This window comes from Nocardia sp. CA-107356 (genome assembly GCF_050946365.1).
Lineage (GTDB): Bacteria > Actinomycetota > Actinomycetes > Mycobacteriales > Mycobacteriaceae > Nocardia.
In genome coordinates this window covers 5,714,040-5,739,790 of the sequence record NZ_CP191992.1, presented here as the reverse complement: position 1 = coordinate 5,739,790, position 25,751 = coordinate 5,714,040, and the positions used below count along the sequence as shown (strand labels likewise).

Below are 25,751 nucleotides of genomic sequence, written 5' to 3'. Positions count from 1 at the left end.
GCGGGATCAGGCCACGCTGATGGCCACCACCACGGCTACGTGACGTATAACGGCCCCGCCCAACGGGATTGGACTCCCGCACCCCTCCTCGACCAAGAAATCGTAAAACAGTCTCACGGGAACCATCCGCTGCTGCAGAGTCGCATTCGCCAAACCGACACCCGAGTCGATCGACACCACATTCACGCCCCGCCGGCTCGGCCGCTCCGCCAATTCCCGGACATAGCGTGCGATGTGGGATCGATCCGCCTCTGCTACCGGGTCGACCTCCACCCGCTCGCACATCTCAAGATATTCGGCCAGCCCACGCGCATAGGCATCAATCGTCCGAGGCGCACGACCGAGATCGGTCCACACCCGCAACCAGACAGCGGCCCGCTCGTGGCGGCCGAGCACCGGCCACTTCTCCATCAGCACCATCGTGCCCAACAAATCTCCTCAGTCCGTGGTCGTACCGCGACGAAACAGTCTCCGCCGCAGTCAGATTCCACGTAACTGATAGCCGCTGCTGGATCGTCGCATTCGCCAGCCCTGCACCGGAATCGATCGACACCACGTTCGTGCCGCGACGGTGCGGACGAGAGGTCAACTCCCGCACGAACACCGCGACGTGGGCGCGGCTCGCGGTCACCGGATCGACCTGCTCCCGCTCGCACAACAGCAGATACTCGGCCAGCCCGCGCCCATAGGCGTCGATCGTGCGCGGCGCCCGACCGAGATCGATCCAGATCCCTAGCCACGCCGCCGCCTGCTCGTGTCGTCCGAGCACCGGCCACTTCTCCGTCAGCGCCACCGCGCCACTCAATCTGCCTCCAAAGTCCGTGGTCATCCCGGGGACACACGATCATCCCCAGGCTCAGATTCCACGTAACTTTTAAATCGGTCAAGTTGTCGCTTAGCGCCCGATTTTCGGGTTTCGGCTCTGTTTATGCTGTTCAGACCGTGGCGAACGTGTCCGCGACGCGCGGTCTGGGCGTCGTTACTGGCAGAACATTTGGGTGACGTTGCGTTCGCGTTCGCGCTTGACGTTGGCGCGTGCGCCGTCGAGGGACCGGCGCAGGGTGCGGTTCTCGGCGGTGGCCTTGGCGAGATTTTCGTTCAATGTCACGAGAAGTGTTCTGAGCTTGTCGTTTTCGTCGATGAGGTGGTTTCCTTCGGGGTCGTAGAGTTGCCCGGTCAGGTCGCTGATGCGGGTGTCGCGGTCCTTGATCGCGGCGCGGAGCGAGGCGGCGAGCGCTTCGGCGTTGAGGGCGCGTTCGCGCCAGGACGCGGTGTCCGCGTCGAGGGCTTGCTCGGCGCGTGCGGCGCTGGCGGCCTGAGAAGCATCCCGGGCGGCCAGGACAGCCCGGGTCAGTTCCGGGCGGCGTTTGTCGTAGATGAAGGTCCGGCCGACGCCGGCCAGGTCGCAGATGTTGTCGATGGTGAACGGTGCGCCGGTCTTGGCGAGTTTGGCCAGGGCCTTGCGGACTCGTTTCTCGCAGTCGGTGCTGGTGCGGGATCGTTGGTCGATCGCTTCGACGGGCCGGCGACGGGCGCTGAGTGCCAAAGGGTTCGGTCTTTCCGGTCGGGCTGCTGTGGTCAGGCAGTTTCACTGGATGAATCGGTTTGCCGGAGATGGAATCCGGTGGAGAACAGCGGGTCGAAGTAGTCGTGGACCGGGCTGCGCAGGTCCAGCTGTTCGGCAGCTTCGAGCAGGCCGAGTTCTTCGAGTGCTTGACGCAGACTGGTGAGCACCGGTTCCCAGGGCTCCCATTGGGTGAGGATGTAGTCGCGGGCCTCGTCGGTGGGCGCTCCTTCGGCGAAGTGGGCCGCGGCGTCGCGTTTGCGTTCCCAGTAGGCCAGGTCCGCGCCGGTGAGTACGAAGTGCTCGCAGGGACCTTTCGGGCCGTCGCTGCAGTTCTTGCCGTAGGGGCAGGACGCGCCGCCGACGACCGGACCGTAGCGGCAGAGACCGTGCTCGACAGGCACCACGCTCAGGTCGATCCGGGCCGCCGCGGCGGCGGGATTGTCGGCTTTCAGCTCGGTGGGGCGCAGCAGGATAGTGCCGGGCTTGTCCATCCCTGGCCCGGCGGCCCAGATCCGTTGTAGGTGACGGGACATGGTGTCGTCGCTGTAGCTGGCGTAGTGGGCCAGCGCTTTCTCGGAGAAGTGCCCGAGCAGCTGCCGGACCAGCGCCGGTGGGGCACCGTTGTTCAGCAGTGAGGTGGCCAGCGTCGCGCGGGTCTGGTGCGAGGTGACCGAGCTGAGCCCCAGTCCCTGCAGCCATTCGTTGAACAGATCACGGAACCAGGCCGCCGAGGCGAACAGTGTCAGGTCGTAGTTGGCGTTCGTGCGGGGAAACAGCGGCATCTCGCGTTCCCAGGTGGCTTCCAGCCGAGTCCGTCCGCGCTCGTCGAGGGCGGCCAATTCGTCACGGTAACGGGTGCGCAGCCTGGCTCGAGTGATTTTCTGCCGCCGGAGCAGGCGTTCGTAAACCGGTAGGTAGCAAGGCATCCCGTAGTCGACGACACCGGCCTTGGCGACATCGCGCCAGATATAGGGTTGAGCGGCGCCGACGATCCCGAGGCAGCCGAGCCGGAGCCCGAGCGTCTCGACGATCCGGCCTCCTTGGAATGCGTGGGTGAGCCAGATGTCGGACAGACCGGCGTTCTCGATGTCGAGAGCGTCGAGAGCCTGCAAGCTCTCCGGCGCGACCAGCAGCTGGAAGTCACCGTAGCTCAACGGCCGTGGCCGCGGATTCTTCTGCGGGACAGGGTATTCCGGCAGGCTGAGGATGAACGGATCCAGTTCGGCAACGGTCCGGCCTTGAGCGCGGGCCTCACGCAGGACGATCCGGACCGCGGACATGAGAACCTGCCGTGTCGATGCGCTGAGCACCCGCGGCTGGTCATAGGGCGTGACCACCGGCAGCGGAATCTTCTCCTGGAACCACAGATCCCAGGTCTGCTTGACCGTCTCCGCGTCGGCCTTGCCCAAGGCCCGTGGGTCCTCACCGCGGTCGGCACGGTTCTGTTCGAGCACGGCCGACAAGAGCCCGATGCCGCCGAGCCGGTAGTAGATGGTCTGGGCTGTAGGGCCCTTGCCAGCGGGTTTGAGCGCTTCGTCGCGCAGATGATCCTAGAGGACATCGCGAAGCCAGCGTTGTTTCACCGGGGTGAGGTCCCAAGGCCTTCGCCGGCAGACCCCTCCCGCGTCGCGAAAAGGTGCCGCACCGATCAGGATCGGGTCGAACCACCCGGCGGCTCTGGCCGAGTCGGCGGTGAACATGAGGCTTCGAGCCGCAGAGACCAAGGCCAGCAACACATACCGCGGATTCCGTATGTTCGCAGCTGCCATCTCGGCGACCTCCGGATCGCTGAGCGAGCGAACCCCGGAAGCCGCCAGCATCTCGACGATCGTCCGCAGGACTGACGGCCGCCACTGGGCGCGCCAGGCGATCTGAGCATGTCGATGCAGAGCGTATCGGATCTCGCGTTGCAAGCCGGTCGGCAGCGCGGCCAGTGACAGCAGACCCCGGGCGCTGGGCGGCAACGTGGAGGCGACGACGGTCGGATCGCCGAAGAACGCCTCCCAATCCGCATCGGGCCGCGACGCTTCCGGGCGTTTCAGGCAGTTCCTCAGGTGCTGGGCATGGTTGTTGCAAAGTGCCTGCTCGACTCCGCCAAGGACCATGTTCGTGACCTTGTCGTGGACACAGCGATCGATCGCGCATTCCCCCACCTGTGGCAGCGGCTTTTGCCTTGGGTGCCAATCGCTTTCGCTCGTCCCCCTTGCCTGAGCCTTGCGCAAAGAATTGAAGTGGGATCGGCAATAGCCCCGAGCTATCTGCTCCCGTTCGCAGTCACCCACTGCGCAGCCAGGGCCGCGCACCAGCGCCCAACCGAAGGTTTTCGACCGGTTCGGCTCAGCGGCGGCAACGAATTCCTCGTAGGGGACGGTGTCCTTGACCTGGGAGTATCGGCGCGCATGGTCGACGCAGAGCTGGGCTGACGGCGCGGTCGCGTGCATCCCGGCCTCACAGTCTTCGACACGGCAGTGCCAGCCGTAGGTGGGGTGGTGCGGCGGAAACTCGATCGGCTCCGCTCGCAACCAGTCCGGGAACTGCTGGCTGACGATCTCGTAGCGCCGCAGGGGATCCAGATCCAGATACTCGGCCGCCGTGGCCGGAACGGAGGTCAAGGTGATGTCCGGGGCGGTCACGAGTCGGCTCCGGGGGTCTGTCGCGGTGCAAGATAGCTCTCGGTCGGTGGGCGAGCGGTGGCGTCCCACGCCTGTTGCAGGAACTTCATCGCGTGCCGGTTGGCCGACTTTCCGTAGACGTCGGTAACCATGGACGGGCTGGACCAGCCGAATTCCTGGGCCACCAGTTCGGCGTTGAAATCGGACTCGGCATAGAGCGCGGCCGCGGCCTTGTGCCGGAAGGAATGCGGAATCACGCGAATATTCAGGCCAGCGCGAGAACAGCACCGGCGCAACATCTTTCGGACACCACCGGTATGTAGTGCTGTGCCGGCACTGTTTCCAGTGAGGTGGATCAGGATCTGCTCGTGGTCGACCAGGTGCTGGATCGGGCCGAACTCGTCGAGCAGGTAGGCGTAGAACGTGCTGATCATGTCGGCCGAGACCGCACGAATCACCCCATCGACGGTGTAGCCGTCGCGGGCAGCGGTCGCCGAGACGTAGACTTGGCGCGAGCGCGGTTGGGGTTGTCGTCGCGGCCGACGACGTGGACGTGCGGGTCGGCGCGCTGCCCGCACGGGTGGTTGCGGGTCAGGTGCAGGTCACAGAACCGCAGCCCGCAGAGCCCGCCGACGCGTAGCCCACCATCGTGCAACCAGGTCACGATCATGACGTCCCGGGCAGATGTGAGCATCCCGGGCTCGAACAGTGCCTCCACGATCTCGTCCGGTAGGAACCGTGGCCGCCGCGAACTCTTGCGCGGGGCAAGCGGATTCGACTCGACCGGCCGCCGGCCACGACGGGTGAAACTGCGCCCAGAGGTCAACGCCTCGATCAGATCCGGCCGGACCTCACCGGTCACTCGCAACGCCAGGTAGTAGGCCTTCACCACCGTCGCGACGTTGCCCGCCGCCGACGGGCCCAGCGGCTTCTGGTCCGGGCGGCGCCAGGCCAGGCCGTAGACGCCGTCGACCTGGCCGGTGACACCGTTCATGTAACGGCGCAGGTCATCGAAGGTGACCGTGTCCGAAGCGCGGTTATTCACATGCAGCCAATTCAGGTGATCGACCAGGCTGTAGGCGTAAGTCTCCTGTGTCGAGGTCCCATACCTGGTCAGCACCGCCAGCGACGGGCGGTGCACCTCGCCGGACGGAGTGAAGATCCAATGCGACAGCTGGCCGTCGCGGTGGCGGACCTTCCGGACCGTGAACCGGTCCAGATCCGCCGTCGGCGGTGTGGACGTGGGTGTGGCGAACGTAGGCATCAATCCCTGTTCGCCACAGGACCGTTCAGGGATGGGTACGAACATCGCGGACGCTGCTTACGTGGGCGCTAAGCGCAGCATGTTTGGTCGTGCCAACTTCGACCTGCTCCGTCAGCGAGTACTCGCACGATGAGCGGATCATCAAATTTGTTCCAGAGCCAGGACCAAATGGCCATTGACAGTTTCGGCAAACTTCATGTCCGCCATGGCAAAGGCTCTCGGGGTTCCGGGCCCCGCGAGCGCATGGTGCCGCTGATCTCGTCGTCGGGCACTCCACAACCCGGCCCGTCAGGTTATGGATCTAGCGCCGCCGACGTCCGCGACTGGGCGCTGGTGTTGCAACACGGCGGGCCCCGCAGCCAGCCCTGCAACATCAACACCGTCCGCAAGTACGTGCGCGCCGCCCACCCGATGCTGGGCGAATGGCCCACCCGATACGACCACCTGCGCAAAGTCACCACCGGCGACGTCACCGCGGTCGCCGACGGCTTGCACGGGCACTTGCGGCGCCGAACCCTCGGCGCATTGCGCTCGCTGACGCGGCTCTGCAAGCGCAACGACATCATCTTCGCCGACCCAGCAGCGCGAGTCCGCATCGGAAACCGCGACCAACCGATCATTATTCCCTTGCGCGGCAACCAAATCGACGAAGCAACCCGGTCCGCGACCACACCTGCAGCCCGGATCGCGCTCGCTTTGGCCGCAGTTCACGCCGCCCGCCCGGAAGGCATCCGCACCCTGCGCCTGGACGATATCGACCTCGGTAACTGGCGGCTGACCATCGGCTCGGTGACCCGCCCGCTCGACGAGCTCACCCACCGGCTCCTGATCGACTGGCTGGACTACCGGCGGAAACGCTGGCCGGGCAAAGCCAACCCGCACCTGATCATCAACAAACAGACCGCCTCGACCACCCGAGCCATCAGCGACAACCCACCCAGCGCACCGTTCCGCCGCCGCGCTGCCACCCTCGAAGCCCTCCGCGTCGACCGTCAACTCGACGAAGCGCTCACCCACGGCCCCGACCCACTCCACTTGGCGGTCGTATTCGGACTCGACGAGACCACAGCAATCCGATACTGCGCAGCCGCACGACAAATCCTCCAGATCCGAGCTGCCGGGGTTACCACGTTCCGCACGTGTGAGACACGACCGGGGTGGGCGCCCTCTTCATCCCGGGACGGTGGTGCTCTCCCGCTAGGGCCTCGAATCTTCGCGGCACCCGCCGCTTCCCAGCGGCCAGTCCTGTTCCCCCGCTACCACATCCCATCGGCGGAGGTGACGGTGACGAGACGTCAACGAGGATTCACTGCGGGTTCGCCCGTTCGGTCTTCTCCTGGCCTGTAGTCCCCGGATGGAACGAGAACCCTTGAGCCTTCACCCTGGTGCTTCGCGCCCCACGGTTACCCAAGGTCGGAGACAAGCCATAAGCACTGGCCTGGAACTACACCTTCAACATCGAACCTCCACTGATTTGTTCACTCACAACGTGCGACCTCGTGTCGCACTCAGACCTCCGTCGCCATAGGACTCGTGTCCCGCCGGCGATCCCGCGTTCGTGCGTGTCTACGTAGCAGCGTGACGTAGGCGCCCCACTCATCTCCTTCAATACCCCTCGCTGGGCATCGCCCCGTACCCGAGGTGCGTCGGATAACATTTCGACTCCGACACAGAGCACGGCACCGGTTTCAGGCGATCGTTTCCGGTGGATGGGAACTCGCATCAACTGGAGATTGGGATTCAGGCAATCCACCTTCCGCCTTATCACGCGGGTCCCTCCGGCACCCCGTCCCCGACCGGGGCCTGGCATGCTCTTGTCCCGTTAGCCTTTCGGCATCAGGTCAGCCATTCGACCCAGGAACCTCCCTCCAAGTCCCTCCCGGCTGAACCGGGGATACGACACGCCGCTTTCGCGGCGCACATTGTTCGTTCGATGACCATTCGGCGCAGTTTGGTGTGGTCGTATGCCTTGTCGGCGTGCAGCTTTGTCGGTCGGCGTCGGCGTGGCCCGCGCCGCGACCGCACTGCCGGGATCGCTTGGACGAGCGGGCGCAGCGCTTCGGCGTCATTGGTATTAGCTGCCGAAATACCCACGGCCAGAGGCAGTCCCACACGGTCGAACAGCACGTGGATCTTCGAACCGGACTTACTCGATCGACCGGGCTCGGGCCAGTCATATCGCCCCTTATTCGCTCGCACCGACGCCGCATCGATCACCGCCCGCGACCAGTCGATCAAGCCCTGGCTACCCAACTCGTCCAGCACCGCGCGCGTAATCGCCGCCAGAGACCGGCCTCAGTCTATACGGTGAATCGGCGATGCGCCGTCGGGACAGTGCCCCCGAACGACGGCGGCAGCATCCGCCACGCACAACCACTGGTCAGCACGAACACCACCGCGGTGAACACGGCCCGCTCAGCGACCGGCGCCACCGCCGGAACTGCGCGCAGAGATCTGTCATGCCGCCGAGAGCTGCCCGGCCGCTGCGATCGCTGTGCACGAGAGTTGAGCGTTTGCGCCAGGTTACGTTGTCGTCAGTCGCATTGGTCGACGGCGCCGTCGGAGTCGAGCGGGTAGGGTTGATGTCCGGCACGGATTTGTCGGCGGACAGAACAGGAACTGCGATGGCGGATGGGTTCGACTGGAGTCGGTCGTCGTCCTCGTTTTCCGATTACCTGCGCCGGAATATGCCGGAACTCTTGCCGTGGAACCGCTTCGGGGTAGCAGGCAGGCTGGCGCACGATGCCGTACACGGCACCACGATCGTCGCGGTGAGCTATCACGACGGTGTGCTGCTGGCCGGCGACCGGCGCGGCACCATGGGGCATCTGCTGGCCAGTCGTGACATGCAGAAGGTGTACATCACCGATATCTACTCGGCGGCAGGTTTCGCGGGCACCGTGGCCACGGCGGTCGAGATGATCCGCTTGTTCGCGGTGGAATTGGAGCATTACGAGAAGATCGAGGGCGTGTCGCTGACGTTCGAAGGCAAGGCCAACAAGCTGTCGAAGATGGTGCGCGACAACCTCCCGGCGGCGGCACAGGACATGGCGGTGTTGCCGCTGCTCGTCGGTTACGACCTGGATGCCGTGGATCCGAGCCGGGCGGGTCGGATCTTCTCCTACGACGTGGTGGGCGGGCGCAGTGAGGAGCGGTTCGGATACGCTGCTGTCGGTTCGGGTTCGATGTTCGCGAAGTCCTCGCTGAAGAAGACCTATGCCCCGGGTATTGACGAGGGGCAGGCCTTGCGAATCGCCGTCGAGGCACTGTTCGACGCCGCGGACGACGACACGGCGACCGGTGGGCCAGACGTACTCCGCGGCATCTATCCGACCGCGGTCGTCGTCGATTCTGACGGCGCACAGGAGGTGCGCGAGGAACGTTTCGTCGAGATCACCCGCGAATTGGTGCGCGAGCGAACGGCGGCGTCCTCGTGAACTGAGTTTCGACCGGAAAATACCTGTCACGCTTCATGCCGTGGCAGGTATTTTCATGTCCGGGAACGGCCATTGATTTTTTCGATGTAGGGCATCGGGAACGCACGATTGAACGGCTGTCGACGCGAGAGCAGGATCAACTCGAAGGGTCGTAACCAGCTTATTCCCGGCTGGTGTGGTGTGAAAGGCAGTCGTGATCACACACATCGTGCTGTTCAAATTGAAGGACGGATTCGATCGCGATTCGCCCTCGGTGGTCGACGCCGAAGGGTTGGCGCGGGCAGTGGGCGATCATGTGCCGGAACTGCTCAGCTGGCGTGTGGGGTGGAACTCGGTCCATCGCGACATCGCCTACGACTTCGCGGCGATAGGCGTGCTGCCAGATCTCGTGGCATTGGACAGATACCACCAGAACGCATTCCATCGGACCGCTGTGCGCAAATGGCGGTCCATTTCCGACTGGGTGGTCGTCGATCTCGCCAGCAGTTGATTGGAGTACTTCCGTTGTTCACGCAATATGACCAGGAGTCCGCAGTCCTCACCAGTATGCTGCGAGACCAGTTTTCCGCATACTTGGCTGGGGAGTGGGACGCCGAAAAATTGGCGGTCTATCAGACCGGAAAACTACGTGACGTCGTTGCCTATGCCCGTGCCAACTCGCCGTTCTATCGGGATCGCCTCGCGGGCTTCACCGACGATCACATCGCCGCGTTGCGGATCGATACGCTGTCGCAGCTGCCGTTCACCACGAAAGACGATCTCCGGCAAGCTCAGTTCGACATCTTGTCCCGGCCGATTTCCGACGCGTGGGTCTTCTACGAGACCACCGGGACGACGGGGCCGGCGACGCCGTGCCCGCGCACCCACGTGGATTCGATCTATAACAACACCGTGCTCACCGCCTACTATCGCGAGGTTCTCGCGACATACGGTGAGCATCAGGTGATCGGGATTTCCGGCCCCAGCGAAATGCACGCGACCGGAGACACTTTCGGCGACGTATGTCGCAATCTCGGTTATGCGGTGGCGAAGATGTGGCCCGTCTCGCCGGTCGTCGGATTCGACCGCGCCCTGGAGGTCATGCGTCAGTTGCCGGTGACGGGGATGTTCTGCACCCCGGGTATGGCCATGCGTCTGGCGCAGAAGGCGATCGACTCCGGTTTGCGACCGAGGCTGGACTTCTCGCTGAAAGTCCTGCTGCTCACCGGCGAACTCGCCTCACCGAGCCTGCTCGAGAACATCGCCCTGCTCTGGAATGCCGAGGTGCGCAATGTGCTCTATGCCTCGCAGGAGGCGTCGGTGCTGGCTGCGGCCACCTCGGACGGGGCGCTGCGCACTGCGCCGCTGATCAACGCCTACGAGGTCGTCGATCCCGACACCAGTGAGATCGTGCGACCGGACGCCGATGGCCGACGCTGCGGCGAACTGGTCATCACCAACCTGTACCTGGGTGCGAAGCCGCTGCTCCGGTATCGCACCGGCGATCTGGTGCGGATAGTTGAGCCGGAACCCGGTGCGGCCGTAGTGGCTTCGTCGGTCGAGGTGCTGGGGCGAGTGCGTGATCGCCTGTCCATCAACGGAACTGTGCTCACCGGGTACGATCTGGAGAACTTCCTGCTCGACGGACTGCTCGGGTACCGTGACTACCAGATCACGATCGACCATGATACGCAGCACCGGGATCGGATCGGCTTGCTGTTGCGGGCCGATCCGAACTTCGACCGGTCGGTGCTGCAGCGGGCCGTGCGGCGATGCCGCGATTCTCTGGATGCCTCGCTGACCATCCGATTCGGCGACCCTGGTGCGGTCACCAGCACCGGGGCGATGGTGAGTTGGAAGGCGGCGCGCGTGGTCGATCTGCGCGCCGAGCGATCAATCGAGAACGAGGCCGCCGCGCGTATCGCGGCGGCGCGCCGGTGACGCCGTCGGGCGGCGCGGACGCGCCGATACTCGGGTTGGGCACATGGGCTTACGACCGTGGTTGCGTGGTGCCAGCGGGCGAATCGCGTTTGCCGCTGGGAACGCAGGCGCTGCACTACGGCACCGGAGTGTTCGAAGGAATTCGGGCGTTCCGTTCGGATTCCGGGCTCTCTCTGTTCCGAGCGCACGATCACTTCGAGCGGCTGCTGCGGGGTTGCCGACTGCTGCGGATCGCCCCACCGGGTTCGGTCGACGACCTTGTCGACCGAACCGCGGAACTGTTGCGGCACAACGAGCACTGTGACGACACCTATGTGCGTCCGGTGGCGTACAAGCTGTCCTTGCTGCCGGAAACACCGGCCGGTGTCGCGTTGCATGGCGTCTCTGACGGGATGTCCATCACCACTCACAGCTTTCCGCAGGACGGCCAGTCCCGGCCGCTGTGTTGCGGGATCAGTTCCTGGCGTAGACCATCGCGCGATGCGTTGCCCGCGCAAGCCAAGATCACCGGCGGGTACGTCACCGCGGCACTCGCCGGTGACGAGGCGCGTGCCGTCGGCGACGACGACGCGATCCTGCTCGACAGCGCGGGCAATGTCGCGGAGGCGACCACCTCGAATGTCTTCGCCATGCTCTGCGGACGACTCGTGACTCCACCGCCGACCGGAGATCTGCTGCCCGGCATCACCAGGGACACCGTGTTGGCTCTCTGCCGGGAATCCGGGCTCGAGGTCCTGGAACACCCGATCAGTCCGGCCGAGTTGCTCACGGCCGACGAGATCTTCCTGACCTCGACAGGCAAGGGCGTGGCTCCGGTGGTCGCGGTGGCGGGCCGGGCCGTCGGCTCGGGCGCGATCGGCGAGACAACGAGGCGGATCGCGACGCACTACGACGCCGTGACCCGGGGGGCCGATGGTGATCACCGGGACTGGTTGACCGCGGTGACTGCCGTGGCCTCGAACCTATCGACTGAGGAATGACGATGACGCTGCTCAGCTTCATGACACTGGGTCCGAGCCGGACCGACTCGGCGGTGGTCGGCACGCTAGGACCTGCCGGTACCAGTAGTGAATTGGCCGCGACCGAGCTCGCCGGGCGGTTCACCGAATCCGTGCCGGATCCTTCTGGGGTCCGGCTGTTCGACACCTATGAAGCCGCGGGAGACGCGTTGCGCGCGAACCAGGTGACCCACGTGGTCGTCGCCAACGCATACAAGGCCGTGCATCGGTTCTATATGGACCCGACGCTGGAACTGACCGATGTGTTCGTCATGGATACCCCGCAGTACGGCATCGCCGCCCGCCCGGGCACCGAACCCAGAACCGAGTCGCCCACCATCATGACCCATCCATCGCCGGTACAGCTGATCGAACAGCTACTCCCGCAGTCGATCACCTCGCACGAGGTGATCCTGACCAACTCGACCAGTGCGGCCGCGCTCGCCGTCTCGGAGGGCACGGCAGACCTCGCGCTCACCACTGCGCCCGCGGTGGGCCTCTACGGCCTGGAGTTCATCTCGAAGACGCGGCCGATCCGCATGGTGTGGTCGGTTTTCGGGCGTCGGTCCGATCGAGTTGAGTGAGAGGAGTTCTCGTGTTGGTGCTCGATGGCGCCCAGGTGCGCCAGGTGTTTTCGCCCGCCGCCGCCTACCAAGTGGTGGCGGAGGTGATGCGTCGCTTCAGCAAGGGTGATGTGGTGCAGCCGGTTCGCACGGTCCTCGGTTACCAAGGTGATGGATCCTTGTTCGCCGCAATGCCATGTCATGTGAGCGGGGAAAAGGAGACTGGTTACGGAGTGAAGGCGGTATTGCATATGCCGGGCAACACCGTCCGCGGGTTGCCCACGCACGTGGGAATACTGGTGGTCTTCGATCCCGAGAACGGGCAGCCGCTGGGCATCATCGAGGGCGCTGCGGTGACTGCCCTGCGCACGGCCGCGGCGTCCGCGGTGGCCTCCGATGCCTTGGCCCTGCCGGAGGCGGGTGACCTCGCGCTGCTCGGCGCGGGTAGGCAGGCGCGCGGCCATCTAGTCGCCCTGAGCGAGATCCGCCGACTGCGCCGGGTGCGGCTGTGGAATCGCGGCGCCGAGCGCGCAGAAGATTTTCGCACGTGGGCGGGCTCGGACCTCGGGATCGACGTCGAGCTGGTGGCCATGCCCGCCGAGGCGCTGCGGGGGGCGGACCTGGTGTGCGGCACCGTCGGGGCGACCGCCCCCCTCATCCATGCGGTGGATCTCGCCGAGGGCTGTCACATCAACGCGGTCGGTGCGTCCGTCCCCGCGCAGCGTGAACTGGACGTGGCTGCGGTGGCGGCCTGTTCGGTCTTCGTCGACAGCCGAGAATCCGCGCTGCGCGAATCCTCCGATATTGCGTTGGCGATCGAGGAGAAGCGGATTTCGCCCGACTTGTGCGAGATCGGTGAGGTGCTACTCGGTGTGCGGCCGGGCCGGGCCGCTCCCACCGAGCGGACGCTGTACAAGTCGCTGGGCATCGCCGCGCAGGATGTCGCGTCCGGATTCGCGGTGGTGCGTGCGGCGCGCCACCTCGGGGTCGGCTCCGTCACCGAGTTCTCTTGCTGAACAACATGATTGGAAACGAGGCAAACTATGCCAACCCTGCTGATCGGTAATGTCGGGACCATCGGTGACCCGGCGGCCATGGCCGAGTACCGGCGGAAAGTCGGCCGTACCCTTGAGATGTACGGTGGCTGGTTCGAGATCCGCGGCGGCGAATTCACAGTGCTCGAGGGCGATTGGCAGCCGACGCACCTGTCAGTGATGGCATTCCCCTCGGCGGAGCACGCCCGGCGCTGGTATTCCTCGCCGGAGTATCGGGAGATCCTTTCGCTGCGTGATGGAACCCACATGGATCTCGTGCTCGTCGAGGGCGGATGATGCCGCGGCCGCGCGCGCGGACGTTCGCACAGGTCGATGTATTCGCCGAGACGCCGTATTTCGGCAATCCGGTCGCGGTGGTTCTCGACGGTGACGACATCTCCGAAACGGACATGGTCCGCGTCGCGCGATGGATGAACTTGTCCGAGACCACCTTCGTCGTGACGCCGACCTCCGACAAAGCCGATTACGGCCTGCGAATATTCACACCCGGTGGGGAAGTACCGTTCGCGGGCCACCCCACGCTCGGGTCGGCACATGCCTGGCTCAAGGCCGGCGGTAGCCCGAGTGCGACGACAACATTGATCCAGGAATGCGGCCTCGGACTGGTTGAGGTTCGATGCTCGGACGCCGGACTGAGTTTTCGCGCTCCGGAACTCCTGCGCGAAGGCCCGCTGGAACCCGCGCATCTCGACCGGATCGCGCAGGGACTGTGCATAACTCGCGACCAGATCATCGCCCATCAGTGGGTGGACAACGGTCCGGGCTGGGCCGCCGTGCTGCTCGGTTCCGCGGCGGAGGTGCTGGCCGTGGAGCCGGACGAGCGGCGCATGAACGAGCTGATGCTCGGCATCGTAGGCGCCCACCCCGAGGGGGCGCCCCTCCAGTTCGAAGTGCGTGCCTTCGGCGCACCCGCTGGTGTCCCCGAGGATCCGGCCACCGGAAGCCTCATCGCAGGTCTCGCGCAATGGCTGATCGGCAGCGGGGTCGCGCCGCGCGAGTACCGGGTCGGCCAAGGCAGCAGGCTGGGCCGAGCCGGGGTGCTCACGGTGTGTGCGGAGGGGGAACAAATATGGGTAGGCGGGAACAGCGTGACCTGTATCCGCGGGACCATCGATCTGTGACAGTGTCTGCTTCGAGCGGCCCTCAGTTGGAGGCCTCGGCAGGTCGGTCAGGGGCCCCACCGAATCGGATGGGCAGGGTGGAGAATCCCGTGAGCAGGTTCGATCGAATGCGTGCCGCCGGGCCGGTCCGCTCGAAGCCGGTGGTGAAATCCCGCAGTGCCAGCAGCAATTCCGCTATCTCGATCTTGGCCAGGGCGGCACCGACACAGTAGTGCGGGCCGTGGCCGAAGGAAAGATGACGGTTCGGAGTGCGGCCCAGGTCGAATACCTCCGGCCGTGTGAAGGCGCGCTCGTCGCGGTTGCCGGAAGCGTGCCACAGAGTCACGATATCGCCGGCGGTGATCGGCACACCATGAATTGTGCTGTCGCGCAAGGCTGTTCGGCCGAAATGCATAGAGGGTGAGGCCCAGCGCAGCACTTCGTCGACCGCGGTATCGACGGCGCACTCGCCGGTCACCAGCCGCCGCCACTGATCCGGATGCTTGGCGAGGGTGTGCACCGCATCGATCATGGTCAGCCGGCTTGTCTCGTCGCCGCCGATGATCAGGCTGTAGCAGTTCAGGACTATGTCGTCGTCGCTGAGCGGCTCATCGCCGAGCGTGCTCGCGGCGAGCAGGCTGATGACGTCGTCGCCGGGTGCGGCTCGGCGTTCCTCCACAAGGTCCTGGAAATAGAGCAGGATGTCGTTGCGCGCCATTTCGGATTCGATGTCCTCGGCGTGATCTTCCTCGGCGCTGAGTGCCGTCTTGGTCAGGGAGAGCAGGAATTCGTGGTCGCTGCCGGGTACGCCGAGCAGACTGCAGATCGTGGTCATTGGGATCCGACTGGCGACATCGGTCGCGAAATCGCACTCGCCGCGATCGACGGCGGCGCGAACCAGCCGACGGGTATTGGCGCGAACGGCGACGGCGACGTCGCTCAGCACTCGCGGAGAAAGCGCACGCAGCAGGATCTTTCGCAATTCGTTGTGGCGGGGCCCGTCGGTGACCGCGAGCATCCGGCCCGCGCCGGCGTCTCCGCCATCCAGCAAGGTCACCAGGACATTGCCGTATTCCGAGGTGAAGGTGACATCGTCGCGGTAGGTTGCAAGGATATCGGTGTAGCGGGAGAGGACCCAGAAGCCCCGATGGTGCGCCGATGGCGGATTCCAATGCACCGGAGTGGTGTCTCTGAGCGTGCGCCAGAACTCGCTGAGGTCGTGCGTCGCGAAGGTGGCGGGATCGGCCAGATCAACGGTGTCGATGGCGACCATGGCGCGCTCACCAATCCGTGCGCCAGAATCGGCGCGGTTCGAACGGATAGGTGGGCAACGGAACTCGGTGGCTTTCCGAGCCCTGGTGCAGTGCGGCGAAGTCGACGCGCTGGCCCTGCGCCCACGCGGTGGCGAGTCCGAGCAATGCCGGTTCTTCGTGCTGGCGATCCGTCCCTGACAGCGTGAGTCCTTCGGCGGTGCGAGCGAACTCCGACATGTCCAAGCACTCCGTGCTCGCCGTGGTCTGGATCGGTCCGCCGGTCGCGTTGGCTAGTACGTCGAGCAACTGGTCGCGGGATCGAACCACGGCCGCCCAGCGCCGCGTCATTGTCTTGCGTCCGAGATTGAGGCTGAAGCAGACATCGTCGAGCCGCAGCTCCGGCCGTTGGATCAGCCAGTCCCGCAGTCTGGCGCGCTGGCGGGCGAGCGCCCTATCGTCGAGGGCGGACAGCGTCGCGATGCGCGGGAGGACCCGTTCAGGTGCGCGTGTGCCGCGCACCGGCGGTTCCTCGAGCACGAGATGCGCGTTGTAGCCGCCGCCGCCCAGTGCGGTGACACCTGCGCGGCGGATGCCGCAATTGGGCTCCCAGTCCGCAGGTTCGAGCTGAGGAACGAACGGCGTGCTGGGGAAATCCAGTTCGGGGTTCACCTCAGTGAGGTTGATCGTCGGCGCCAGCTGACGATGGAAGAGGGCGAAGGCGGCCTTGACGGTGCCGGATCCACCCGCGATGACGCCTGCGTGCCCGATGTTGCCCTTCGCGGTGCCGATGGAGCAGATGCCGGACTGTTTGCCGAACGCGATGCTCGCGGCGCTGACCTCGAGCGCGTCGGTGAGCGGGAGCCCGAATCCGTTGGCCTCGTACATGGTTACGGTGTCCGGTGTCACCCCGCCCGCCTGCATCGCGTTGGCGATGCAGGCGCTCAGGCGTTCGGGTTGCGCCAGTCCGTATGCCATCGCGCTGACCCCGTTGTTGTTGATGGCCGAGCCTTTGATCGTCGCGTAAATGTGGTCTCGATCATGCATGGCCCGCGGCAGCGGTTTCAGCAGCAGGGTGGCGACGCCGCTGGCGAGGACGGTGCCGGTGCCGTTCGCGTCGAAGGGACGGCAGTGGCCGTCCTTGGACAGGATGCGGCCCTCCTCCCAGAGGTACCCGCGAACGTGGGGGAGCCGGACCATGACACCGCCCGCGAGGGCCATGTCGGTCTGGCCGAGCAGCAGCGACTGGCAGGCCAGGTGTACCGCGTAGTGGAATCCGGAGCACACCGCCGTCACGGTGACCGCTTCGCCGGTCAATCCCGCGAAGTACAGGAAGTTGGAGGTGAGGGTGTCCGGCGCCCATGCGATGCTGCGGTCCATGACCTCGGGACCGACCGTGACCCAATCCGGTGGAGCGCTGTAGAGTGCTGCGGTCTGCGGATTGGCCGACCCGTAGACACCTACCTCACCGCCGACCCGATCCGGATCGTATCCGCCGTCTTCCATTGCTTCCCAAGCACTTTCGATGAAAAGACGATGCTCGGGCGTCATCATCGCCGCCATCCGGTCGGTGATACCGAAGATCGTGGGATCGAATTCGTCGTAGCCGGCGAGCAATCCGTTCGCCCGGACATAGGCCGGATTGTTGATGATCGCCTCGTCCACGTGGATGTCCTCCTTGCGGAGGTGGGTGATGCATTCGCGGCCGCTGACGAGGTTGTGCCAGAACTGCTCCTTGTTGCGTGCCCCGGGAAAACGGCACGACATGCCGATGATCGCGACATCAGTCGCCTCGTACTTCTCGGTGTGCGGATCATTCATCGAACCAAAGCCTCCGAGTCGAATGGAAATTCGTTTCCGCGCGCGGGCTCAGGCGCCGGGGGAGCGCCCGCGCTCGCGTAGTGCCGCCCGCCGTGCGCCGGCCCGTCGGCGCGCCTGCTGCACTGCCTCCGGCGCCGCATCGCTGTCGTCGTCGAGCCATCGACCCAGCGTCGCGATCGTGCGGAACCGGAACAGATCGGCGGCGCTGACCCGCCTGCCGAACTGGCGGTTCAACGTTCTCGCCAGCCGAACCAGGAGCAGCGAATTTCCGCCGAGATCGTAGAATGCGGCGCGGACGCTGATCGTGTCCGGCTCGCGATCGAGCAGCGTGCCCCAGATCTCCCGGAGTGCCACTTCGGTTGGTGTACCAGGAGATTCGAAAGATTCGGTGGTCTCGGGCACCGGCGGATCTGGCAGTGTCGCCCGGTCGAGTTTGCCGTTGGGCGCGGTCGGCAATTCGCTCAGGAACACGATCGCCCCGGGGATCATGTGCTCTGGTAGGGCAGCGCTCAACCGGGCTCTGATCGCGGACTGCAGTTGTGGATCGAGCCAAGGCTGGTTGTCGCTCGTGGCTTGGGCGGATTCGAGCTCCGGCACCGCATAGGCGATCAACGCGCCGCTGTCACTGTTCCCGGCGACCGGGCGCACGACCGCTGCCGCCTCGCGTACCTCGGGGCACTCGGACAGCCGCGTCTGCACCTCCTCCAGTTCGATGCGAAAGCCACGGACCTTGACCTGGTGGTCGGCCCGTCCCGCGAACTCGAGTTCGCCGTCGGCGGTGCGCCGCACGATGTCGCCGGTGCGGTACATCCGCTCGCCGACCAGGTGCGGATCCGGGACGAACCGCTCTGCGGTCGTGCGAGGACGATTGATATAGCCCAGCGCTAACCCCGCTCCGCCGAGGTAGAGTTCGCCGGGTTGTCCGGCTGGCACGGACCGAAGGCTTCGGTCGAGCACGTAGATCCGGGCGGTGATAGAGGGTGTACCGATCGAGGGATCGCCCGCCGCGTCCGGCGGGACGAGCTTGAAGCTGCAGAACACCGTGCCCTCGGTGGGGCCGTAACCGTTGAACACGCGGTCTGCGGTGGTCTCTCGATAGACGCGGTCGACCAAGCGGTGGCGGACCGTCTCGCCACCGAGCACCACGGTCCGCAGGTTGGGCGGCAGCGCGCCGCCGTCGAGCAGGCTCGACATGATCGAGGGAACGGTGTTGAGGTGTGTCACTCGGTGCAGGTGTGGGCTCGCGGCGAGGTGTAGCGCGCTGTCCACCAGGATCACCGACCGCCCCCGGGCCAGTGCGGAGAATATCTCCATGACCGACAGGTCGAAGCAGATCGAAGTCACGGCCGCGACACCGCTCAGGTCGCACCTGGCGAAGATACGATCTAGGTCCGAGAGCATTGCGGCACAACTGTGATGGCGGATAACAACGCCTTTCGGCTGCCCCGTCGAGCCGGACGTGTAGACCACATAGGCTGCGTCATGCACGACGGAGGCACCTGGGCGCTGCCCGGGTTCGGTCTCGATGGTGTCGCCGACGATCAGCAAGGTCGGGCCCTGCGGGCATCGTTCGCGGACTGCCGGTGTGGTCAGCAGGAGATGAGCTCCGCTGTCTCGCACCATGAACCGCAACCGGTCCGCGGGATACTCGGGATCCAAAGGCAGGAAGCAGGCGCCCGCGCGCAGGATGGCGAGCAGGCCGATAATCATGTCCGGCGTTCGCTCGACGCAAAGTCCGACGGGTACACCCGGGCCCGCGCCCTCGGCTGCCAGCCGGTCGGCCAGTTCTCCCGACCGCTGCTCCAGCTCTGCATAGGTCAGCGCACCCGTCTCGAACCAGATCGCCGGTGCGTCGGGAAAGTCGTGCGCGCTCCGCAGGAACGCGCTGTGGAGGGTCATCGCGTAGCTCGTGTCGAGGCGGCGGTGGTCCGATCTGGCACCGCATGTGCGAGTGCCAGATCGGGACGGCGCAGCGCACTGAAGAGCACGGTGCGGTAGTGCTCGAGCAATGTCATCACGGTCTCCCTTTCCAGGAAACTGGGCTTGTACTGGGCGTGGCCGACCACCTCGCCGGCCACGTCACCCATCGAGATCTCCAGATCGAATTTTGCGAATCGCCGCTGCACCGGCATAGGGACCAGCGGGAGCCCGCCGGGCGGGTGGATGAGCTCGCCGACGCCGTGGAAAAGCTTGACAGTGTGGTCGAATGCGTCGCTGGAGAGCCAATTGACGGCGAAGTCGAACCAGGGCAGGCGACCGTCGACCCGGGGTGGCTGCAACGTGTTCGTAAGCAGGTCGAGGGGATAATTCATGTGGGTCAACATCCCCTGCGAGAATTCGTGCACCTCCCGCAGGAGCTCGTGGAAGGTACGGTGCCCGGCTGGTTTCGCGCGTATCAGCACGGTGTTGAGGTAGTAACCGACCGCTGCTTCGAAGCCCGGTTCGGCGCGCTGGGCGACGGCCGTGGCGATCAGCATGTCCTCGACCTCGGTAATGCGGTTCAGCGTCGCGAAGAAGCCGGCGAGGGTCACCGTGCTGATCGAAAAACCCTCCCGCGCAGCGAACGTCGTCAGCAACCGGGTCTCCTCGGTGGACCATCGAAAGGTCAGGTCCGCGCCCGCGTAGGTGACTCCGATCGATCGAGCCGCGCGTCTCGGTCCCGACACCTCGGCCGGATGCGGCAGCTCGATATGTGGTGGTGGATCGGCTAAATGCTTTGTCCACCATCGCAGCGCCGATTCGGCTTCGGGTCCGGCGAGCCAGCGACGCTCCCATTCGACGAAACGCGTGTAGGGGGCCAGTGGGCGCTGCGCTGGCAACGGCCCGTGCTCAGACTGCGCGTAGCACTTCTGGATGTCGTGCACCAGGACGTCCAGCGATGTCGCGTCGGCGGCGATGTGGTGAACCACCAGCAGGAGGTAGTTGTCCTGAGGTGAGCTGGACAAGAGCACGATGCGGAGAATTGGCCCGCCGTCGAGATCGAGTGGTCGGTGCCCGTACTCGGCGAGCGTGTCGCGCACGGTCTCGTCATCGATGCCCGGGGCGTCGATCCAGTGGAACTCAAACCGCGGTTCGTCGAGAATCAGCTGAAGTGGCTGTCCAGCTGCTTCGACGAAGACCGTACGCAGCGCCGGATGTCGTTGCACCACCGCGCGGATAGCGTGGCACAGCCGCTGCTCGTCGAGTCGGGCCGGGACCCGGGCCGTGAACATGAAGTTGTACGGCACTCCCTCTAGCGCCAACTGCTGCATGATCCAGATGCCGGTCTGGCCGTGGGACGCGGGCGCCAAGTGGAAGGATCGCGTCTGGGCCGCCGCGGTCCGTAGTTCCTCAAGTGCAGACGGTGCGTCGTCGTCGGGATCGATCAGCTCTCGCGCGAGGAGTTCGTTGAGCAGATCCTCGGCATCTGCTTCTGACAGCTCGTCCAGTATCGCTAGTGGATCGCCCGCTCGCACAGCGTCATCGCTCGAACCGGCGGGCCGGTCCATGCGGTCGCGGAGCCGACGGAGCAGCTCTGCGAACGTGCGGTCGTCGAGGAATTCCGCGGGTGAGATCCGCCGCCCCGAGATTGCCTGCATCCGATTGCTCAGTCGCATCGCGAGCATTGAGTCCAAACCAAGGTCGCGCAGCCTGGTTTCAGCGTTCAGTGTGCCGACTGATACCCCGAGCACGGCGGCGATCTCGGTGCGCAGGATGTCCGCCGCCGCGGCGGCGTCCGTGGGTATGTGGTCGCTGGGGGAAGGCTTCTCGGTGTGTTCCGACGGGGCGCTGCGCGGGGGCGTATCCAGCCAGTAACGATCCTTCTGCCAGCGCACCAGCGGTGTCTCGACCACCTGGCCGCCGTCCGGGAAGAGGGCCTCCAGCGTCAGCGGCACACCGTGGACGAACAGCGCGGCCGCGGTGCGGAGCAGTGTGTGGACATCGGACTGCCCGCGCTGCAGGGAGTTCCCGACGTAGACCGAAAGTCCTTGGGCTACAGCCGTTTCCTCGATATTGCCGCGGAGGGTGCCATGGGGGCCGAGCTCGAGGAATGTGTCGACTCCTTGCCCGAGCAGTGCGGTGACGGCGGGCGCGAAGCACACCTGGTCGCGAAGATTGTGCACCCAGTAGTCGGCGTCGACGCGGGGGTTCACGGCGCCGTCGAGCGCGGTCGAGTGGAACGCCGTAGTGAACGAAAGGGCTTTGATGTCGGTGAGGGCGGCGCGCAGCGCAGGTAGCAGCGGATCCATTGCGGCGCTGTGGAATGCGCGGTCGGTATTGACCAGACGAGCTGTCGTTCCGGCGCGCCGCAGCTCCGCGGCCAGTGCCTGGATGTCCTCGGCCGGGCCAGAGATCGTGGCACTGGTCGGACTGTTGAGCGCCGCGACCGCCACCCGTCCACCGAAGCGCGCGAGGTGCGGTACGAGTCGATCCTCTGGCAGTTCGACAGCGATCATCGCCCCGGTGTCGGCTTTGTGCTGCAACAGGTGTGAGCGCGCGACCACAACTCGGGCAGCGTCCTCGAGCGACAATGCGCCCGCTACACATGCGGCGGCCACCTCTCCGAGGCTGTGACCGATCACGGCCACCGGCGTCACGCCGAGGTCGCCCCACAGCCGGGCCAACGCGAGTTGGAGCGCGAACAATACGGGTTGCTGGATGGCGACCTCGTCCAGCCGCGATCGTTCCGGCGGCGCTGTCAGCTCTGCGAGCACCGACCAACCGGCCACGGCATGTACCGCCGCGTCGCAGGCCCGCAGATGTTCCCGAAATCCGGCGCTGCGGTCCAGCAACTCGCGGCCCATTCCTGGCCACTGTGTACCGCTTCCGGCGAAAACGAACACGACCCGCCTACTGTGCCCACTCGGGGCCACCCCTCGTGACACGTCAGGATGCGCTTCGCCGCCGGTCGCGCGCGCGAGTCCGGCGAGGATGTCTCGACGATCGCGCGCCAGCAGTGTGATCCGGTGGCTCTTCGGAGTGCGCCTGGTCGTGAGGGTGTAGGCGAGGTCGGGCACCCAGAGGTTCGGCTCGCGCTCGACGTGATTGGACAATTCCCGGCAGGTTTCGGCCAGGGCGCTCTCGGAGTGCGCCGTGATCGGAATCAGATACGGCGGCTCTCCCTGCTCGTATTCGTTTGTGGCGTCTGGGAATACGCTGCTGCGGCGCGCGGTCACATGGCGTCCGTCGCAGCCGGAAAAAAAGGAGCTCTGCCGTATCGGATACCCGGCCGCATGCAGATGGCCGAGGGCGCAACGCAGGCTCCAACCATCGTCGACGCCTCGCTGTAGCGTGGCCAGGCTGTGAATTCGCCCACCCGAGAGGATCTCGCGGACCGGCTCGAGCGCGATCGGGTGCGGGCTCAGTTCGATGACGATATCGACTTCGAGGTCCGCCATCGTCCGCACGGCGCTCGCCAAGTCGCTGGCCTGTCCAACGTTGCGCACCCAATAGTCCGGTCCGAGTGCGTAATCGGCGAGGTGCTCCCCGGTGACCGTGGAGACCATCGGAACACGCGATCGTCTCGGAATTATCCGCTCCAATGCGGTGCGCAATGGCTCGAGAACCGGGTCGACCATGGGCGAATGTGCGGCGTACCCCATCCGGACGCGGTGGTTCGTGATGGCGTCGGCGGTGAGTCGCTGCCGCAGTTCGTCAAGTTCGACGGTGGCGCCGGAGACCAGGGTGGAGGTGGGGCTGTTGTAGCCGGCCAGGCCAATTCGTTCGCCGGCGGTGCCTAGATACGGCTCCAGGGCATCGGCGGCCGCGCCAACGACGATACTGTCTCCGTGGCCGACGGCCACGCGTTGGATGAGGTCGGCGTGCGTCGCGGCCAGCAGGGACGCATCGTCGAAGTCCAGCGCTCCCGACAGGTAGGCCGCGGCGAATTCACCGATGCTGTGACCGAGTACGACATCGGGTTCGACACCCACCGAGCGCCACGTGTCGGCCAAGGCGATCTGCACACAGAACAGCAGCGGCTGGACCACCCTCATGTCGTCGAGCCAAGCTTCCTCGCCCGGGGTGATCAGCCGATCGACCACGGAAAAACCCAGCAATGCGCGCATGCGCTCGTCGCCACGGAGCAAAGATCGGCGGAACTTCGGCATACCCGCGAGCAAGCGCCGGCCCATGCCCAGCCACTGGGATCCGGTGCCCGAGCACAGGAAGGCGATGCGCGGCCGGCCGAGCACGTGGTGACTGGTGTTCGATCCCGGGCAGTCCTGGCCGACGGCGAAGGCATCGAGCTGGGTGCGCAGCTCCGCGAGATCCCGCGCGGCCGCAGCGAATCGGAACGGTCCAGTTCCACAGACGCGCAACGTCTCCCGCGCGAGGGGAGCCAACTCGGCTCGACGGTCCGGTTCCAGCGCGGCACGCACGGCATCGACTCGCCGCGCGAGGGCTGCCGCGGAATCCTCGGCGAACAGCAGCAGGGCACCTTCCGGATGCGGGAGTTCCTCGGTGACGACGTGACAGTTCGTACCGCCGAAACCGAAGGCGCTGATACCGGCGCGGCGCGCGTCGGAGCGCCGCGCCCACGCCGTCGTGCGGTCTTGGACTTCCAGATTTGCCTCTGCGAGCGCGATCTGCGGATTGGCCTGGCTGTAGTGGAGGCTGGCCGGCAGGACGCCGTTGCGCAAGGCGAGCGCAACCTTGACAAGGCCCGCGATACCCGCGGCGGGCTCGAGATGTCCGATATTCGTTTTGACGGAACCGATCCGCACCGCCTCCCCGGGACCGCGACCTTGGCCCAGGACGTTTCCGATGGCTCGTGCCTCGATCGGATCGCCCAGTGGTGTTCCGGTGCCGTGGCATTCGACATAGTCGACCAGTGCCGGCGACAATCCGGCGTTGCGGTAGGCGGCGCGCAGGACGGCTTCCTGGGCACGCGGATTCGGGGCGGTCAGCCCGTTGCTCGCGCCGTCGTTGTTGATCGCTGAACCCCGGATGAGGCAGTACACGGGCAAATCCCGGGCCAAGGCCACACGCAGCGGGGCGAGCGCGACGATCGCCGCACCCTCGGAACGCACGTAGCCATCGGCACGGGCATCGAAGGTCTTGCATCGGCCGTCCGGCGACAGCGCCCCTAGTTCGTCCATGGCATGGTCATGGTCGGCGCAAAAGTTGAGATCGACCCCGCCTGCCAGCGCTAGCTCGGCTTCGCCCAGCCGGATCGCCTGACAGGCGAGATGGACCGCGACGAGCGAGGATGAACAGGCCGTATCGATGGTGATGCTCGGTCCTTCCAGACCGAGGGCATACGAGACGCGGTTGGCGATGATGCTGTTGTGCGTTCCAGTGGCCGTATGCGGTCCGATCCGGCTGTGCGCACCGAGTCGATGCGCCATGGCCGCATAGTCGCTCCAACTGGCCCCCAGATAGACGCCGGTGTTGGTGCCGGTCAGCCCGCCGGGTGCGATTCCCGCGTCTTCCAGCGCCTCCCAGGCGAGTTCCAGCACCAGACGTTGCTGGGGGTCCATGGCCTTCGCTTCACGTGGTGAGATCCCGAAGAACAACGGATCGAACAGGTCGATGTCGTCGAGGAATCCACCCCAGCGCACTGTTCCCCGGCGGGCCGCTGGCGCGGCGCGCACGGCGTCGTGCTCGTTGATGAGCAATCGCCAGAATGCTGTGGGATCCGGTGCGCCGGGCAGTCTGCAGCCGATGCCGACGACCGCGAGGGGCTCCATGGGCTGGCCCGCCCGGGCCGTGCAGGTCCGCGCGGTCGCTCCGGAACGGAAGTCCTGCCCTCGGGGCCCGCGGGCGAGGAACTCCGACAACGTCGCCAGCGTCGGATGGTCCCACACCGACAGAATCGGGACCGCCCGGCCCAGGAACTCCGATACTGCGGCCACCAGGGCCGCCGAACCGGTCGAGTCCAATCCGTAGCGGTGCAAGGGCGCGTGTTCGTCGACCGCGTCGGAGGCGACACCGAGTGAGTCCGCCATCCACGAGAGCAGAAAGCTCCGGATCGCTGCGATACTTCGCGGGCTGGAGTCAGCGGACATGTCTGCTCCTCGGCAGGTCGCGGCGACGGTCGACCATATCCGAACCGTCTTGCCACACTATTCGTCAATGTTCGGCGTAAATTCAAATTCATTTTGTCGATCCAGCTGAACACTTGAAGTGATGCAGGATTGCATACGAGCCCGGCAACCCGCGTCGCGATCGGAAAATCCACATT

Annotated in this window: 21 protein-coding genes; 9 read left to right on the top strand and 12 right to left on the bottom strand. The window is 65.7% G+C overall.

Annotated elements, in window-relative coordinates; all coding sequences use genetic code 11:
* Window positions 1-6: 6 nt before the first annotated feature.
* The 6 genes from ACQP1G_RS25930 to ACQP1G_RS25905 all read right to left on the bottom strand — a co-directional run bounded on the left by ACQP1G_RS25930 (window position 7) and on the right by ACQP1G_RS25905 (window position 5,443).
* Window positions 7-420: a site-specific integrase gene (locus ACQP1G_RS25930; RefSeq protein ID WP_433206472.1), complete on the bottom strand. Its 414-nt coding sequence runs from the start codon at window positions 418-420 to the stop codon at window positions 7-9.
* Between the two features lie 559 nt (window positions 421-979).
* The gene (locus tag ACQP1G_RS25925; RefSeq protein WP_433192174.1) at window positions 980-1,546 is read right to left on the bottom strand and encodes a hypothetical protein; all 567 of its coding nucleotides are present in this window, start codon (window positions 1,544-1,546) and stop codon (window positions 980-982) included.
* Between the two features lie 32 nt (window positions 1,547-1,578).
* The gene (locus ACQP1G_RS25920; protein ID WP_433208822.1) at window positions 1,579-3,021 is read right to left on the bottom strand and encodes a tyrosine-type recombinase/integrase; all 1,443 of its coding nucleotides are present in this window, start codon (window positions 3,019-3,021) and stop codon (window positions 1,579-1,581) included.
* A gap of 96 nt (window positions 3,022-3,117) precedes the next feature.
* Window positions 3,118-4,200 (bottom strand): hypothetical protein, encoded by a 1,083-nt coding sequence (locus tag ACQP1G_RS25915; protein ID WP_433192173.1) that lies wholly within the window; start codon window positions 4,198-4,200, stop codon window positions 3,118-3,120.
* Window positions 4,197-4,637, bottom strand: a complete 441-nt coding sequence (locus ACQP1G_RS25910) for a tyrosine-type recombinase/integrase (RefSeq protein WP_433192172.1) — start codon at window positions 4,635-4,637, stop codon at window positions 4,197-4,199. Before ACQP1G_RS25910 ends, ACQP1G_RS25915 begins: the two co-directional genes overlap by 4 nt.
* Window positions 4,634-5,443, bottom strand: coding sequence for a hypothetical protein (locus ACQP1G_RS25905; RefSeq protein ID WP_433192171.1), 810 nt, complete (start codon window positions 5,441-5,443; stop codon window positions 4,634-4,636). Before ACQP1G_RS25905 ends, ACQP1G_RS25910 begins: the two co-directional genes overlap by 4 nt.
* 168 nt (window positions 5,444-5,611) lie before the next feature.
* Here ACQP1G_RS25905 and ACQP1G_RS25900 point away from each other — a divergent pair, with 168 nt between their 5' ends.
* A complete protein-coding gene (locus tag ACQP1G_RS25900) occupies window positions 5,612-6,790 on the top strand; it encodes a hypothetical protein (protein ID WP_433192170.1) in 1,179 nt (392 codons plus the stop codon).
* A 489-nt stretch (window positions 6,791-7,279) separates the two neighbouring features.
* On the opposite strand, the gene ACQP1G_RS25895 is transcribed toward ACQP1G_RS25900, so the two are convergent.
* The gene (locus ACQP1G_RS25895; RefSeq protein ID WP_433208819.1) at window positions 7,280-7,642 is read right to left on the bottom strand and encodes a transposase; all 363 of its coding nucleotides are present in this window, start codon (window positions 7,640-7,642) and stop codon (window positions 7,280-7,282) included.
* A 101-nt stretch (window positions 7,643-7,743) separates the two neighbouring features.
* Window positions 7,744-7,875, bottom strand: a complete 132-nt coding sequence (locus tag ACQP1G_RS25890) for a transposase (protein ID WP_433192169.1) — start codon at window positions 7,873-7,875, stop codon at window positions 7,744-7,746.
* A 192-nt stretch (window positions 7,876-8,067) separates the two neighbouring features.
* Here ACQP1G_RS25890 and prcB point away from each other — a divergent pair, with 192 nt between their 5' ends.
* The 8 genes from prcB to ACQP1G_RS25850 all read left to right on the top strand — a co-directional run bounded on the left by prcB (window position 8,068) and on the right by ACQP1G_RS25850 (window position 14,537).
* Window positions 8,068-8,880 (top strand): proteasome subunit beta, encoded by an 813-nt coding sequence (gene prcB / locus ACQP1G_RS25885; protein WP_433192168.1) that lies wholly within the window; start codon window positions 8,068-8,070, stop codon window positions 8,878-8,880.
* A gap of 193 nt (window positions 8,881-9,073) precedes the next feature.
* Complete coding sequence (locus tag ACQP1G_RS25880) at window positions 9,074-9,370, top strand: Dabb family protein (RefSeq protein WP_433192167.1); 297 nt, start codon at window positions 9,074-9,076, stop codon at window positions 9,368-9,370.
* 14 nt (window positions 9,371-9,384) lie between these two features.
* Window positions 9,385-10,800, top strand: a complete 1,416-nt coding sequence (locus tag ACQP1G_RS25875) for a phenylacetate--CoA ligase family protein (protein ID WP_433192166.1) — start codon at window positions 9,385-9,387, stop codon at window positions 10,798-10,800.
* On the top strand, window positions 10,797-11,780 hold the full coding sequence (locus tag ACQP1G_RS25870) for an aminotransferase class IV (protein WP_433192165.1): 984 nt from the start codon (window positions 10,797-10,799) through the stop codon (window positions 11,778-11,780). Before ACQP1G_RS25875 ends, ACQP1G_RS25870 begins: the two co-directional genes overlap by 4 nt.
* Window positions 11,781-11,782: 2 nt before the next feature.
* Entirely contained in the window at window positions 11,783-12,382 is a 600-nt protein-coding gene (locus tag ACQP1G_RS25865; RefSeq protein WP_433192164.1) for a prephenate dehydratase domain-containing protein, read from the top strand.
* An 11-nt stretch (window positions 12,383-12,393) separates the two neighbouring features.
* On the top strand, window positions 12,394-13,377 hold the full coding sequence (locus tag ACQP1G_RS25860; protein WP_433192163.1) for an ornithine cyclodeaminase family protein: 984 nt from the start codon (window positions 12,394-12,396) through the stop codon (window positions 13,375-13,377).
* 27 nt (window positions 13,378-13,404) lie between these two features.
* Window positions 13,405-13,692: a DUF1330 domain-containing protein gene (locus tag ACQP1G_RS25855; RefSeq protein ID WP_433192162.1), complete on the top strand. Its 288-nt coding sequence runs from the start codon at window positions 13,405-13,407 to the stop codon at window positions 13,690-13,692.
* Window positions 13,692-14,537, top strand: coding sequence for a PhzF family phenazine biosynthesis protein (locus ACQP1G_RS25850; protein ID WP_433208816.1), 846 nt, complete (start codon window positions 13,692-13,694; stop codon window positions 14,535-14,537). The genes ACQP1G_RS25855 and ACQP1G_RS25850 overlap by 1 nt, the downstream gene beginning before the upstream one ends.
* Window positions 14,538-14,559: 22 nt before the next feature.
* Here ACQP1G_RS25850 and ACQP1G_RS25845 read toward each other — a convergent pair whose 3' ends face one another.
* Genes ACQP1G_RS25845 through ACQP1G_RS25830 form a run of 4 tightly spaced genes read right to left on the bottom strand, consistent with a single transcriptional unit; the run spans window position 14,560 to window position 25,575 of the window.
* Window positions 14,560-15,789, bottom strand: coding sequence for a cytochrome P450 (locus ACQP1G_RS25845; RefSeq protein WP_433192161.1), 1,230 nt, complete (start codon window positions 15,787-15,789; stop codon window positions 14,560-14,562).
* 7 nt (window positions 15,790-15,796) lie between these two features.
* Window positions 15,797-17,587: a beta-ketoacyl synthase N-terminal-like domain-containing protein gene (locus tag ACQP1G_RS25840; RefSeq protein ID WP_433192160.1), complete on the bottom strand. Its 1,791-nt coding sequence runs from the start codon at window positions 17,585-17,587 to the stop codon at window positions 15,797-15,799.
* 48 nt (window positions 17,588-17,635) lie between these two features.
* Window positions 17,636-19,486, bottom strand: coding sequence for a non-ribosomal peptide synthetase (locus tag ACQP1G_RS25835; protein WP_433192159.1), 1,851 nt, complete (start codon window positions 19,484-19,486; stop codon window positions 17,636-17,638).
* Window positions 19,483-25,575: an acyltransferase domain-containing protein gene (locus ACQP1G_RS25830; protein WP_433192158.1), complete on the bottom strand. Its 6,093-nt coding sequence runs from the start codon at window positions 25,573-25,575 to the stop codon at window positions 19,483-19,485. The genes ACQP1G_RS25835 and ACQP1G_RS25830 overlap by 4 nt, the downstream gene beginning before the upstream one ends.
* Between the last annotated feature and the right edge of the window lie 176 nt (window positions 25,576-25,751).

Coding starts and splice junctions, on each gene's coding strand:
- ACQP1G_RS25930 (WP_433206472.1), bottom strand. CDS start 420: ATGGTGCTGATGGAGAAGTGGCCGGTGCTCGGCCGCCACGAGCGGGCC.
- ACQP1G_RS25850 (WP_433208816.1), top strand. CDS start 13,692: ATGCCGCGGCCGCGCGCGCGGACGTTCGCACAGGTCGATGTATTCGCC.
- ACQP1G_RS25900 (WP_433192170.1), top strand. CDS start 5,612: ATGGCCATTGACAGTTTCGGCAAACTTCATGTCCGCCATGGCAAAGGC.
- ACQP1G_RS25845 (WP_433192161.1), bottom strand. CDS start 15,789: ATGGTCGCCATCGACACCGTTGATCTGGCCGATCCCGCCACCTTCGCG.
- ACQP1G_RS25835 (WP_433192159.1), bottom strand. CDS start 19,486: ATGACCCTCCACAGCGCGTTCCTGCGGAGCGCGCACGACTTTCCCGAC.
- ACQP1G_RS25865 (WP_433192164.1), top strand. CDS start 11,783: ATGACGCTGCTCAGCTTCATGACACTGGGTCCGAGCCGGACCGACTCG.
- ACQP1G_RS25905 (WP_433192171.1), bottom strand. CDS start 5,443: ATGCCTACGTTCGCCACACCCACGTCCACACCGCCGACGGCGGATCTG.
- ACQP1G_RS25840 (WP_433192160.1), bottom strand. CDS start 17,587: ATGAATGATCCGCACACCGAGAAGTACGAGGCGACTGATGTCGCGATC.
- ACQP1G_RS25855 (WP_433192162.1), top strand. CDS start 13,405: ATGCCAACCCTGCTGATCGGTAATGTCGGGACCATCGGTGACCCGGCG.
- prcB (WP_433192168.1), top strand. CDS start 8,068: ATGGCGGATGGGTTCGACTGGAGTCGGTCGTCGTCCTCGTTTTCCGAT.
- ACQP1G_RS25830 (WP_433192158.1), bottom strand. CDS start 25,575: ATGTCCGCTGACTCCAGCCCGCGAAGTATCGCAGCGATCCGGAGCTTT.